12 protein-coding genes are annotated in these 12554 nt (G+C 65.6%); 1 reads left to right on the forward strand and 11 read right to left on the reverse strand.

The window, feature by feature from the left end; translation table 11 throughout:
• Positions 1-2 precede the first annotated feature (2 nt).
• Entirely contained in the window at positions 3-1088 is a 1086-nt protein-coding gene (locus KHN96_RS20245; RefSeq protein WP_115043847.1) for a M48 family metallopeptidase, read from the forward strand.
• Positions 1089-1103: 15 nt separating this feature from the next.
• Here KHN96_RS20245 and KHN96_RS20250 read toward each other — a convergent pair whose 3' ends face one another.
• The 11 genes from KHN96_RS20250 to KHN96_RS20300 form a co-directional block, all read right to left on the reverse strand.
• Entirely contained in the window at positions 1104-1550 is a 447-nt protein-coding gene (locus KHN96_RS20250) for a GtrA family protein (RefSeq protein ID WP_062739518.1), read from the reverse strand.
• A 17-nt stretch (positions 1551-1567) separates the two neighbouring features.
• Positions 1568-2641: a glycosyltransferase family 2 protein gene (locus KHN96_RS20255; RefSeq protein WP_045786117.1), complete on the reverse strand. Its 1074-nt coding sequence runs from the start codon at positions 2639-2641 to the stop codon at positions 1568-1570.
• Between the two features lie 56 nt (positions 2642-2697).
• Positions 2698-4008 carry a glycosyltransferase family 87 protein gene (locus KHN96_RS20260; RefSeq protein ID WP_115043849.1) on the reverse strand — a complete coding sequence of 437 codons (1311 nt, stop codon included), beginning with the start codon at positions 4006-4008 and terminating at the stop codon, positions 2698-2700.
• 29 nt (positions 4009-4037) lie between these two features.
• Positions 4038-5060 carry a pilus assembly protein TadG-related protein gene (locus tag KHN96_RS20265; protein ID WP_062739520.1) on the reverse strand — a complete coding sequence of 341 codons (1023 nt, stop codon included), beginning with the start codon at positions 5058-5060 and terminating at the stop codon, positions 4038-4040.
• Between the two features lie 31 nt (positions 5061-5091).
• Positions 5092-5538 (reverse strand): TadE/TadG family type IV pilus assembly protein, encoded by a 447-nt coding sequence (locus KHN96_RS20270; RefSeq protein ID WP_045786120.1) that lies wholly within the window; start codon positions 5536-5538, stop codon positions 5092-5094.
• Between the two features lie 45 nt (positions 5539-5583).
• A complete protein-coding gene (locus KHN96_RS20275; RefSeq protein WP_062739521.1) occupies positions 5584-6528 on the reverse strand; it encodes a type II secretion system F family protein in 945 nt (314 codons plus the stop codon).
• A gap of 61 nt (positions 6529-6589) precedes the next feature.
• Complete coding sequence (locus KHN96_RS20280; RefSeq protein ID WP_062739522.1) at positions 6590-7567, reverse strand: type II secretion system F family protein; 978 nt, start codon at positions 7565-7567, stop codon at positions 6590-6592.
• A 12-nt stretch (positions 7568-7579) separates the two neighbouring features.
• Positions 7580-8944, reverse strand: coding sequence for a TadA family conjugal transfer-associated ATPase (locus KHN96_RS20285; RefSeq protein ID WP_062739523.1), 1365 nt, complete (start codon positions 8942-8944; stop codon positions 7580-7582).
• A gap of 45 nt (positions 8945-8989) precedes the next feature.
• Positions 8990-10183 carry a CpaE/TadZ family protein gene (locus KHN96_RS20290; RefSeq protein WP_045786124.1) on the reverse strand — a complete coding sequence of 398 codons (1194 nt, stop codon included), beginning with the start codon at positions 10181-10183 and terminating at the stop codon, positions 8990-8992.
• Between the two features lie 81 nt (positions 10184-10264).
• Positions 10265-10573, reverse strand: a complete 309-nt coding sequence (locus KHN96_RS20295) for a hypothetical protein (protein WP_045786125.1) — start codon at positions 10571-10573, stop codon at positions 10265-10267.
• Between the two features lie 28 nt (positions 10574-10601).
• Positions 10602-12485, reverse strand: coding sequence for a type II and III secretion system protein family protein (locus KHN96_RS20300; RefSeq protein WP_062739524.1), 1884 nt, complete (start codon positions 12483-12485; stop codon positions 10602-10604).
• Positions 12486-12554: the final 69 nt, after the last annotated feature.

Raw genomic sequence — 12554 nt, forward strand, 5'->3', positions numbered from 1 at the left:
CCGTGATTCTCGCCACCTACTTTGACGGCCGCACCTCGCGCGCGCAACCAGTGCGCCTCGCCGTCGAGGCGGGCGAGGCGGTGCTGTTCGACCCCGAGGGCACGCCATTGCGCCGTGCGCCGCTTTCCACGCTGCGGGTGTCGGAGCGCGTCAAGCATGCGCCGCGCCTGATCACGTTTGCCGACGGGGCCTTCTGCGAGATCGGCGACGCGGCCGAACAGGCGGCGCTCAATGCGCTGCTGCATCGCACGGGATATCACGAAGGCTGGGTGGTGCTGGCGCAGAACAGCTGGAAGCTTGCTCTGGGTGCGCTCGTGGCGATGATTCTGGTGCTCGTGCTGGGCTACCGGTACGGCCTGCCGTGGGGCGCCAAGGTGGTGGCGAACCTCGTGCCGCAACGTGTGGAGACGCAGCTCGGGCACGGCACGCTGCGGGCGCTGGACGAGCGCTGGCTCGAGCCGAGCAAGCTGCCGGCAGCGCAGCAGCAGCGCATCCGCGCGCGCTTTGCCGCACTGCGCACGCCGCACGAGGCCACGCACACCTACAACATCGTGTTCCGCGACGCGGGCAAGCTGGGCGCGAACGCCTTCGCGCTGCCCGGCGGCGACATCATCTTGACCGACGCCCTGGTGACGCTGGTGGGCGAGGGCGATGGTCTCACCGGTGTGCTGGCGCATGAGGCGGGCCACGTGGAGTACCGCCACGGGCTGCGTCAGCTGATCCAGTCATCGGCGATCGGCGCCACGGCGGCGCTGCTGTTTGGCGATGTGTCCAGCATTCTGGCCGGCGTGCCGGCGGCGATGCTCACCCTGCGCTACTCCCGCGACTACGAGCGTGACGCCGATCGCTACGCCGCCAGGATGCTGCAGGAGAACGGCCTGTCCGTCGGTGCGTTTGCCGACGTGCTGCAGGCACTCGAAGACAAGCACACCGGCACGCGCAAGGCGGATGCCAACAACAAGCGCGATGCGGCCCGCGATGACGACGCCTCGGCGTTCTTCTCGTCGCATCCGCTCACGCGCGAGCGCATCGAGACGCTGCAGCGTTTTGATCGGACGCATGGTGCCAGCGACGGCGAGGCCGACTGACGCACCGGCGTGCCTTCAGCGGAACGTCCAGCACCGGTGCAGCACGAAGGTCAACGGCGGCACTGTCGCCAGGATGGCCGTCAGCCCGATCCAGTAGCTTTGGCCCAGCGTCTGGGCCGTCCAAGAGATCGCCAGCGTCAACGCGAGGCCCAGCAGCGAAACGGCGTAGAAGCGCAGGAAATTGGCGCCGCCCGGCTTGGCCGAAAAGCTCCACAGCGCATTGAGCAGGTAGGAGCACACATTGGCGCACACAAATGCCACGCCATTGGCTGTCACCTGAGACGCCGACACTCCGTTGATGAGCGCGGTGGCGATCGCCACGTGCACGCCGGTGGCCACCACGCCCGACACCCCAAAACGGAAGATGCGCATCAGCATGGCCGGATCCGGCAGCCAATGCGCCAGAGGCGGCGGCAGCCTGCCAGCCAATGCGGCCATGACGCAGGATTCGGTTTGTCGCATGATGTGGCTCCGTTGCTTCAGCGGCGCGTGGCGTGGCTGCGTTGGCGTTCGCCTTGCGGCTGGCGTGTGCGCGCGCTGGCAATCGGGATGACCTGCCGGCTGCCATTGCCGGGGACGCGGCTGCGCGGCCGGCGCTCCTGGTAGCGGCGTTTGACGAGATAGATCGGTCGGCCCTTCGCTTCATCGTAAATGCGGCCGACGTATTCGCCGATCATGCCCAGGCCGATCATCTGCAGGCCGCCGAAGAACAGCATCAGCGACAGCTCCGAGGCGTAACCTGGGACCACCACACCGAAGAGCATCGTGCGCACGATGATGAAGGCGCCGTAGCAGAACGCCAGCGCGGCCACGAGTGCGCCAAGGTACGTCCAGCTGCGCAGCGGCAGCGTGCTGAAGCTCGTGATGCCTTCAAGCGCGAAATTCCACAGGCGCCAGCCGGAAAACTTTGACGTCCCCGCGCTGCGTTTCTCACGTTCGTACTGGACGATCACGGTGCTGAAGCCCACCCAGGCGAACAGGCCTTTCATGAAGCGATGCCGCTCGGGCAACTGCTTGAGGGCATTCACCACGGCGCGGTCCATCAGGCGGAAGTCGCCGACGTTCTCCGGCAGCTTCAGGTCGGAGAGGCGGTTGTGGATGCGGTAGTACGCGGCCGCCGTCACGCGCTTGAGGAAGGAGTCGCATGCGCGATTGGCGCGCTGTGCGAGCACGACTTCTGCGCCGTTGCGCCAGTGTGCGACCAGCGCCGGGATCAACTCGGGTGGATCCTGCAGGTCAGCATCGATGGGAACGACGGCATCGCCCTGCGCTTCGTCGAGCCCGGCGGTGAGCGCGGCTTCCTTGCCGAAGTTGCGTGTCAGGTCGACCACGCGCACGCGTGGGTCGGCATGCGAGACGGTGACGAGCTTGGCGAGTGTATCGTCGGTACTGCCGTCGTTCACGCACACGATCTCGAACTGTACGGTGCTGATCGATTCCAGGATCGGCACCACGCGGGCGAAGAAGAGGTGCAGCGCATCGCCTTCGTTGTAGAACGGTACGACGAGGGAAAGCAGAGGCGCGTCGTGTGGGTCTTGATGATTCGGTTGCATGACTTCCCCCAGAACTCTGATGACGATATGCAGACCTATGACGGGTCTGTCGACGCTTATGCGGTGGTGCGTGCGTTCGCCGCTGCCGGCATGGCTGTCGCAGCCGGCAGGCCGGAGCTGGCGCTGGTGGCGGTGTGCACGCGTGCGTGCGTGAGCGTTCGGTGCACGGTCATCGCCATCATCGCCACCAGGAAAAACGGCCCGACCTGCGGTAGCTGGAACAACGGATTGGTGAATTCGAATACCGGCAACAGCCATGCCGCAACCAGCAGCCCGCGCTCCATGCCCGACAGGCCGAAGCGAATGCCATGGCTGACGTAGCCCGCGATCGCCACGACGAGCCACGTGAGTTCATACGCCCGCACATAAGGCGAGATGAGCAGCGTGGCGGTTGCCAGCGCAGCAACACGCAGCCCGGTATCGCTCGTGCGGCGCCACACGATGGCGGCGGCAAGCGCTGCCAGTACGGCCACCGACATTTGAATCGCATAGGCCAGCTTGATACCGATGCCGGCTGCGCGCGCCGCCGCGAGGAAAGTCGGCATGACATACCACGCGGTGCCGCCGTGTTCGACGAGGTTGGTCTCGGCCCAGTGCGCGCTCCGGATGAAGGCGGGCACGGTGTCCCAGCCGCAGACGGCAACGCTGATGGCGGCGAACAGAACCGCGGTGACTGCCGCGCTGGCCATCGTCTTCCATGCGCGGGTGACGAGCAGCACCACTGGAAACAGCAGCGCCAGTTGCGGCTTGATGGCGAGCAGGCCCATGGCGATGCCGGCCAGCACGGGCCGCTTGTCGAGCCATGCCACGGCCGTAGCGGCCAGCCCCGCGGTGAGCATGGAGTTCTGCCCCATCAGCACCGTCACGAACACGGCCGGCGAGCTGACCACCGACATCCACGCGTGCTGGCGCGCATCCACCTTGTCACCAAGCAGCCGGGTTGTGGCCTTTACATACAGGCCGCTGGTGGCGAGCATGAACAGCAGATAGCTCGGCCACAGCGGCAACAGCGACAACGGCAGCACCACCAGCAGGAAGGTCGGCGGATAGAGCCACGGCAGGATGCGCTCGCTGCCCGCTTCCAGCGTGCCGAACTGGTTGATCACCACCATGATCTTGTCGATGTCGTAGGCGTCGAGCGGGTGACCATGGAGGGCGATGTGCGACGCGCCCCAGAACACCGAGAAGTCCGACCCTGGCCCGGTAATGCGCGTATCCGTGAAGCCGTTCGTCACCCACGCACCCAGCGTGAAGATCAGCAGGAAGACAGCGAGCGCCAGCTTGCTGCCTTTGCGCACGGTGCCGGCGTTGATCCAATGACGATCGGCCACCGGCTGCGTGTGTTGCTGTTGATTCGACTGGACCATGGCGCCTTCTCCGTGAATGGTCTGTGAGCCTAGTTTGCGAGGCGCGGCGGCACATAGGCGCCGTAGTTCGTGCCGGAACCGCCGCCACTGACTTTCGTGTTGGTAGTGAAGTTGCCCTCGATGTAGGAATGCGATCCGTTGGTGACGACCTTTGTGATCGTGAAGCCGGCAAACGCCACCACAGGCGAACTTGAGCCGGGCACAACGTTGGCCACCACGGGCATCGTCACGGTGTACGGAAGCGACGGGATTGCGTTGTAGACGCTGGTCTTCACCCCGGTTGAGATGTTGATGCTGTCGCCAACGTTGATCGTTGTCGGGTTGCCGCTGCTAACCAGTCCCTTCTCGGTGTTCGCATCGGTAGGGCCGTTGAAACCCGTCCACTCGCCACTGGCGCAAGTGCCACTGCCCGATCCATAACTGGTGTTGATCTGAAGGACCTTTGGCTGGCCGGTCGCCGGGTCGTTGATGGGCTGGTTGGTGGTGGAGTTCCAATACAGATCGAACAGGCACTTGTTGAGTGCCACCGGAAACAGCGCCCCCGGGTTGGCCGTGCCCGGCGCGGCAATGACAGCGACCGCCGTGGCGCGGATGTCCGCCGTGCCGCCGCCAAACACCCACGTCAACCAGCCTTTGACGGCGCCACCGTTGACGCCCGATGCGCGCGTAATGGTCACTTGCACGCCTGGCACGTCGTTCTTCCCCGGTGTGATGCTCTGCGCTTGCATGCCGGCCGGGGTGCCGGTCAGATTCCAGTAGCCGGCCGTGACCGTGCCGGTGGCGAGCTTTGTGCCATCGGAAGCATTGAGCGTGACGGCGTTGGTGCCCTTGGTGACGGCGTTGCTCCACTGCGGCGTGGGGCTGATCGGGTTGAGCCCCGCCGCGCCTGCCAGCGCCGCCGCGTCCGCCGCGTTCTGCAGCTCATTGCGCACCACATACAGGTGCGCCACGTCGACGGCGATCGCACCCATCGACAGGAAGACAACCAGCAGCATCGGGGCAATCATTCCGACCGCGCCGCGTTGCCGTAGAGAGAGGGCTTGCTGGGTCATGGCATACCTCGCACAGTGCAGGAGCTGCGGGCTATTCGCAGAGCATGGTGGTCTGGGCGCTCATCGCCAGCGATCCTGTAAATGGCGCCAGCTTGCCGAGCACGAGGCCCGTGAACGTGTACGACACCGTCACCGTGAGTGGATTGCCGGAGGCCGAGCAGGTCGTCACCGCGCCCACCGTGCAGTTGGCTGCGGCACCGAACGTCACCAGTCGGTTCTGGCAGTAGTTGGTCGCCACGCTCTGGATCTTCGTGCTCGTGGGCACAGGGTTGCTGAACACCACGCCCGCGCGCGCGGCCTCGCGGCTGGCGTTGGTGATGACCGCCTTGTCGTACCACGCCGCGCCAAATTCGACGATGCCGAACACCACCAGCAGCAGGATCGGAAAGACCAGGGCGAACTCGACGCCGGCCGCGCCGCGCATCTTGCGCGTGCGGGCAGGGCGGTGCGCGGTACGTTGGGAGGCACGGGAGCGCATGATGGTCTCCTTGAAGCGATGGCCGGTCGGCTCTTTCAATTCGATTTACTGTTGGGCCGCGACCGAGCGCAGTGCGCCGATCACCTGGATGGCGGCGGGGCCCAGCAGCACGACAAACAGCGACGGGAAGATGCAGAAGATCAGCGGGAAGAGGATCTTGGTGCCGATCTTGGCGGCGCGTTCTTCGGCCAGCATGTGGCGCTTGGTGCGCAGCATGTCCGAATGCACGCGCAGCGATTCGGCCACGCTGGTGCCGAAGCGGTCGGCCTGGATCAGCATGGCCACCAGCATGCTGACGTCTTCCACGCCGGTGCGGGCGGCCAGGTTGCGCAGCGCTTTTTCACGTGCGAGGCCGGCCCGCAGTTCGAGTGTCAGCAGTTCGTACTCTTCGGCCAGCGCGGGGCGCGCGGTCCGCATTTCTTCCACCACGCGCAGCACGGCGGCATCCAGGCCGAGGCCCGCTTCCACGCACACCATGATGAGGTCCAGGCTGTCGGGAAACGCTTCGAAGATGTCGCGCTGGCGGCGGCGGATCTTTGCGCGCAGCACGATGTTCGGCAGGTAGAAGCCCAGCAGCGCGGCACCGAACAGCACGCTCAGGAATTCGTTCTGATGGTTGGCGTCAAAGCGGCCCAGCAGCACCACCGACAGCAGCAGCGGCAGCCCGATCGCCAGCAGCGTCTTGATGCCGAAGTAGATGGCGGGTGCATCCGGCGAGCGCCAGCCGGCATGCACGAAGCGCGTGCGCAGGTCGGAAGATTCCCAGCCATCCTTGGGTAGCGACGCCTTGGCCAGCGGCTTGGCGATCTGGCTGATCTTGTGCAGCCAGTCGTTGGAAGTGTCCTGCGGCACGAGGCTGGGCGCTTCACGGTCGATCTGTCCGAGACGCCGCTGCAGCGCACTCGGCCGCAGCACATTGAGCGCCACCAGCACCGCGCCAAAGACGATGATGAACGTGCCGCCAAGCAAGACTGTCTGTGCGATGTGCATGTCCGTCCGGGGTTGCCCCCGCCTCCGAATTCTGTTCTGTGCTCTATGGCGCCGTGTCGTGTCAGATGTGGATGCGTACGATCTGGCGGATCCACAGCACGCCCACGCAGGTCATCACAATGGCCGACCACATCATCTGAATGCCCGTTGGGTCTTTCCACAGCGTGGACATCAATTCCGGGTTCAACTGGTAGACCACCAGTGCCATGCCCGGCGGCAGCGCGGTCAGGATCCAGCCGCCGAGGCGGCCCTCTGCCGACAGCACGCGCACCTTGTCGAGCAATTGCAGGCGCTTGCGAATGAGGGAGCCCACGTTGTCCAGGATCTCGGCCAGGTTGCCGCCGGATTCGCGCTGGATGAGGATGGCGATCACCAGGTAGCGCAGGTCGTCCACCGGCACGCGGTCGATCAGGCCGGCGAGTGCGTCGTTCAACGAGACGCCGTAGTTGATCTGGCTGAACACCATCGCCAGCTCGGCGCCGATCGGCTGCGGCAGTTCATCGCCCGCCATCTCCAGCGCGCTCGGCAGCGAGTGGCCGGCACGCAGCGCGCGGCTGATCAGGTCGGTGGCTTCCGGCAGTTGCGCTTCGAGCTTCATCAGCCGGCGCGTGCGTCGATGCAGCACGTAGAACAGCGGCAGCGAGGCGCCCGCAGCGGCCAATGCGAGCGAGGCGACCCACGGCGGATTGAGCGGCGAGATGCCGATGAACACCACCACGGGCACCGCAAGCGTCAGCGCCAGAAACCGGGCGACGGACCAGTCCAGCCCCGATTGCAGCAACAGCAGGTCGAGCCGATTGACGCGTGGCAGCCGGCCGAGCAGTGCCGCCACTTCGGGCGATTCCGCCAGCACGCGCTGCTTGAGGATGCTCTCGTCGGCGCCGTGCCGTGCGCTGCTGAGAAGCGCCATCTTCAGCCGCTGGCTCAGGCGCTTGGCGGTCTGGCTGTGGCGGCTGTCCCACCACAGATACGCAGCGGATACGCCCAGCACAATGGCCACGAAAACCGAGAGCGTGAAACCGATCACCATGGTGTCCATGTCGGTTCTCCTTTAGACCTCGTATTGCACCGAGGGGTCGTACAGCGTCTCGGGCAGATGGATGCCGAAGGCCTGCAGACGTTCCGAGAACTTGGGCCGCACGCCCGTCGCGCAGAAGTGGCCCTTGATGCGGCCGTCCGCGTCGATGCCCTTGCGGCGGAAGGTGAAGATCTCCTGCATGTTCACGACTTCGCCTTCCATGCCGGTGATCTCCTGCACGCTCACCAGCTTGCGATTGCCGTCGGTCAGGCGCGTCACCTGAACGACCACCGTCAATGCCGAGGTGATCTGCTGGCGCATCGTCCTGGGCGGCAGTTGCAGGCCCGCCATGCTGACCATGTTCTCGAGACGCGTGAGTGCGTCCCGCGGTGTGTTCGCGTGAATGGTGGCGAGCGACCCTTCGTGGCCCGTGTTCATCGCATGCAGCATGTCGAGCGCTTCGGCACCGCGCACTTCGCCGAGGATGATGCGATCGGGCCGCATCCGCAGGGCGTTCTTCACCAGCGAGCGTTGCGTGATCTCGCCGCGGCCTTCGATGTTGGCGGGGCGCGTTTCCAGGCGCAGCACATGGTTCTGGCGCAGTTGCAGTTCGGCCGCATCTTCAATGGTGACGATGCGTTCGTTTGCCGGGATGTAGCCCGACAGGATGTTCAGCAGCGTGGTCTTGCCGCTGCCCGTGCCGCCCGAGATCAGGATGTTCAGCTTGGCCTTGACCATCGCATCGAGCAGCTGCGCCATTTCCGGTGTCATCGTGCGGAAGTTGACCAGGTCCTCGATCGTCAGCGGGTTGACGGAAAAGCGCCGGATCGACAGCAGCGGCCCATCGATCGCCGACGGCGGAATGATCGCGTTGATCCGGGAGCCATCGGGCAGCCGCGCATCGACCATCGGGCTCGATTCATCGATGCGGCGGCCAACGCGCGACACCATCTTTTCAATCACGCGCATCAGGTGCGCGTCGTCGTGGAACGTCACGCTGGTCAGCTCGAGCTTGCCGCGGCGTTCGACGTACACATACTTGTGCGTGTTGACGAGGATGTCGGAGATGGTCGGGTCGGCCAGCAGCGGTTCGAGCGGCCCGTAGCCGAGCATCTCGTCCTGCACGTCGGAGACGAGGCGGCGGCGTTCGCTCTCATTGAGCTGGTGCTTGCCTTCATCGACGATGCGCTCGACCAGTTGCGCCAGCTCGCGCTTGATCTGCTCGGGCGTGAGCTGCTGCAGGCGGCTCAGTTCCACGCGGTCGATGATGATCTGGTGCACGTCCTGCGCCACTTGCTGATAGGCCGCGCTGGTGTGGCCATTCGAGCCGTTCGCGTTCGTCACGCGTTGCGGTAGCGCCTCGCCGGCTTGCTGAAAGAGTTGTTCTCGCAGTGACATGATGGGCTCCACGCGATCGAGGGTTAGAGACGTGTCGGGCGCCTGTCAGGCCCGCACCGGCGCCGGTACATGGTTGGCATGGCCGAACAGCTTGCGCAGCAGGCCGTCGCGCTGCGGCTGCGTGGCAGGGAAGAGCTGCCGCGCCATGTCCGTCAGCGCGCGGCTGATCGGGCTGTTCTCGGCCACGTCCAGGACTGGGCGGCCCTCGTTGACAGAGTCGCGCACGGTGGCCGGGTCATACGGCAGCACATGCGAGACCGGCATCCCGAAGGCGCTTTCCAGGGTGTTCTGCGTGAAGGGCACGCGCTTCTCGTACTGATTGACGATGAGTTTCAGCCGTTCTGCGCGATAACCGAGCGAGTGGCAGATCTCCATCAGCCGGCGGCCGGCACGCAGGTAGGCGAGATTCAGTTGCAGCACGGCGTAAATCGCGCTGCTGTGGTCCAGCACCAGGATCGACGCCGGGTTGATGTCCTGCCCGAGGTCGAACACGACCACGTCGTACATCGATGCGGCGAGCGTCAGCAGGCGTTCCAGATGCATCGCCTTGATCTCGCCGGCCTTGATCGGGTCACCCGCGCCGGCCAGCACGTCGAAGTCGGGGCCGACATGCGTGACACAGGTATCGAGCAGGGCGGCATCGAGCCGGTCGATCTGGTTGCAGACATTGGCCAGCGTTGCCGGCGGGGTCTGGTCCGTCACCAGGAAGGCGGCGTCGCCGTATTGCTGGCAGAGATCGACGAGCAGCACATGCTTGCCGTGCCGTGCGCTGAGCACATGCGCAAAGTTGGCGGCGGTGAAGGTGGTACCGCTGCCGCCCTTGCACGACAGGAACGACAGCACCTGGCCCTCGTTGCGCGAGCCGGACAGCGCGTGGCTCGTGCAGCGTTGCAGCTCGTCGCGAAACTCGTGCGCGTCGGGCGGCCACGGCAGCACGCACTGCACACCCGCGCGCATGGCCCGCATCAGCAGGTCGGCGGACGGGTTTTCCGTCAGCAGCATGCAGAGCGTGTCGGGGCGGTCCGTCGTCAGGCGGCGCAGCTGCTGGATGTCGTCGGCGCTGAAGGTGGCAGCCTCCAGGATCAGCAGATCCGCGCCCTGCGCAAGCCCTGGCTTACCGAGTGCCTGGGCGGGCGCGGCGCACGTGCGGTGAACGACGTGGCTGGTGGCCTGTGCGATCAGCCCCGCGAGGTATTGCAGGTGCGATTCGTCGGCGGATACGAGAGCGATCTTGGCCATGGCCGGGCTCCTGTGAGCGTCTGGTGACGCGCCGCGGGTGGCGGCGCGTTTTCCTCTTTCAGCGTTCTTGCGTGGTGCGATCTACCGGTCTTCCGAACTCAGGCTCCTGCCCGATCCCACACCCACCGTGAAGGCGCTGACATCGGCCGACGGCTTGACGAACTGGGTGTTGTAGCGGTCCATGGCGGCGGTGGCGGCACGTCCGTCCACGCCCGTGACCGGGTTGGTGTTGGCCGATGCACTCGGGTTGAGCGTCTGCATGGCCCGCACCGAGCGGACGGCCTCACCGAAGTGTTTGTCGTACTCCGGGGTGGTCGTCATGCAGCCAGCCAGGGTGAGGGCGATTGCGCTGCAGCGTCCGGCCCGCGCCAGCTTCGAGGTGATGTTCATGATCGTCTCCTTGAAGGTTGCGATCGGGTCAATCGTGGAAGGGCTGTTCGCCCATCGACACGAAGCGGCGTGCCTTCGGTGCCGGCGCGATGGGAGCCGGCGCGGGCGGTGTGCCGTTGTGGGCCGGTGCAGCAGGTACCGTGGCGGCTGCGGGGGCTTGCGGTTCGGCTGCGGTGTCGGCTGCAGCCGAAGCGCTCGCGGTGGGGGCTGGCGCTTGAACAGGTTGGGCTGCGGGCGCTGCAGGTGCAGCTTCGGCAGCCTTCGGTGCCGGCAGTGAGGAAGCCGGGGCGGCCATCGCGGCCGGTGCCTTGACCGGCTTGGCCTTGTGCCCTTCCATGTTGCCGTTGAGCAGGATCTCGCCCGTGTTGACCTGACCGAACGTATCCGTCGGCAGCGGGTAATCGGCGGGCAGCGGCTTGACCAGGCGCGGCGTGACCACGAACACCAGCTCCGTCTGGTCCTGCTGGAAGCTTGTGCTGCGCGCCAGCGCACCGATTACCGGCAACTCGCCGACACCGGGGATGGCCTTCAGGCTGCCCGTGATGTTGTTCTTGATCAGCCCGCCGATGGCAAAGCTCTGGCCGTCATGCACCTGCAGCGTGGTGGAAGCGCGCCGCGTGGTGATCAGCGGCAGGATCTGCGTGTTGTTGGTGTTGGGTGAGGTCACCGATACACCGGTCGGAGAGAGCTCCGAAACTTCCGGTGAAACCTTCAGGTTGATGCGGCCGTTTTCCATCACCGTGGGCGTAAAACGCAGGCCCACGCCGAACGTTTCTTCCTGCAGCACGATGGTGGAGACACCGCCCACCGCAGCCCCTTGCGCGACAGGAATGAAGATCTTGCCGCCGGCAAGGAAGCTCGCTTCCTGACCGCTGATCGCCATCAGGCTCGGCTCTGCCAGCACCTTGACGAGCCCGTCGCCCTTCTGCGCATCCAGGGCGAACTTCAGCGGCAGGCGGTTGTTCTTGCTGAAGTTGACGATGTCGTTGGAGCCCGAGAGGAAGTTGGCGAGCGCGCCGACCGACCAGCTGCCGAAGGCACCGGCCACATTGAGTGCCGAGCCCATCTGGTCGATCAGGGTCTTGGAGACTTCCGCCACCTTCACTTCCAGCATCACTTGTTGCGGGGCTTCGACCGCCATCATGTTGATGATGCGTGGGCTGCGCAGCGGCGCGCCATTCTGCCCGCCTGCATTCATCTGGCCGGTGGCTTGTTGACCACCGCCGCCTTCTTCTCGCACGGGGCCGCGCGCCTGACGCGTGACAAACGCATTGGCGATGTCGACGATCTTCTGCGCCTGCACCGAATCGCTCACCGTGCCGCCCAGCACGATGCTGTCGGCGGCGGCAGAGACTTCAACGTTCTTCGCGCCCGGCACCAGGCGGCGCAGCGCGGCTTGCAGGCCGGCCGGGTCTGCGCCCACCGACACATCAATGACCGTGCACGATCCGCTGCGGCCCTGCACGATCATGTTCGTGGAGCCGACTTCCAGCCCCAGCACGTACAGCGTCTGCGGCGACACCAGCATCGCCTGCACCACGCGCGGGTTGCCGACGGTGCGGCTGCGTACGGCTTCCGGCAGCTGCACCATCGTCGATTTGCCGATGGGGACGGTCACCTCGCTGTGTTCGCGCATGGCGCCGGTGCAGTTCGGCCCCTTGGGTGCCGAATCGCGGCTGGCTTCTGCGTTGCTTGCGCTGCCGATGGTCAGCTGGATCGGCCCGCTGGCCGACATGTGCATCGGCTTGGCTGGCGCCGCCGCGTTGTTGGTCAGGATGGCGGATTCCACACCGACCTGCGCGTGCGCCGAACCTGCCCAAAGCCCCGCCAACATGGCCACTGCGGTTGCAGTCGCCTTCATGTACGTCCCCATGCAGCGTGTCTCGCCGCGTTGCGTGATGAGTCGGTTCATGGTGATCCCCCAGATTGGTTGTTCTGCAAGACAAGGCCGGTTATGTGTTGCCTGAGACCGTGCCCGAGC

Origin of the sequence: Ralstonia mannitolilytica (assembly GCF_905397375.1) — a bacterium.
Taxonomy (GTDB): Bacteria; Pseudomonadota; Gammaproteobacteria; order Burkholderiales; family Burkholderiaceae; genus Ralstonia; species Ralstonia mannitolilytica.

Coding starts and splice junctions, on each gene's coding strand:
- KHN96_RS20250 (WP_062739518.1), bottom strand. CDS start 1,550: ATGCGACAAACCGAATCCTGCGTCATGGCCGCATTGGCTGGCAGGCTG.
- KHN96_RS20255 (WP_045786117.1), bottom strand. CDS start 2,641: ATGCAACCGAATCATCAAGACCCACACGACGCGCCTCTGCTTTCCCTC.
- KHN96_RS20260 (WP_115043849.1), bottom strand. CDS start 4,008: ATGGTCCAGTCGAATCAACAGCAACACACGCAGCCGGTGGCCGATCGT.
- KHN96_RS20265 (WP_062739520.1), bottom strand. CDS start 5,060: ATGACCCAGCAAGCCCTCTCTCTACGGCAACGCGGCGCGGTCGGAATG.
- KHN96_RS20270 (WP_045786120.1), bottom strand. CDS start 5,538: ATGCGCTCCCGTGCCTCCCAACGTACCGCGCACCGCCCTGCCCGCACG.
- KHN96_RS20275 (WP_062739521.1), bottom strand. CDS start 6,528: ATGCACATCGCACAGACAGTCTTGCTTGGCGGCACGTTCATCATCGTC.
- KHN96_RS20280 (WP_062739522.1), bottom strand. CDS start 7,567: ATGGACACCATGGTGATCGGTTTCACGCTCTCGGTTTTCGTGGCCATT.
- KHN96_RS20285 (WP_062739523.1), bottom strand. CDS start 8,944: ATGTCACTGCGAGAACAACTCTTTCAGCAAGCCGGCGAGGCGCTACCG.
- KHN96_RS20290 (WP_045786124.1), bottom strand. CDS start 10,183: ATGGCCAAGATCGCTCTCGTATCCGCCGACGAATCGCACCTGCAATAC.
- KHN96_RS20295 (WP_045786125.1), bottom strand. CDS start 10,573: ATGAACATCACCTCGAAGCTGGCGCGGGCCGGACGCTGCAGCGCAATC.
- KHN96_RS20300 (WP_062739524.1), bottom strand. CDS start 12,485: ATGAACCGACTCATCACGCAACGCGGCGAGACACGCTGCATGGGGACG.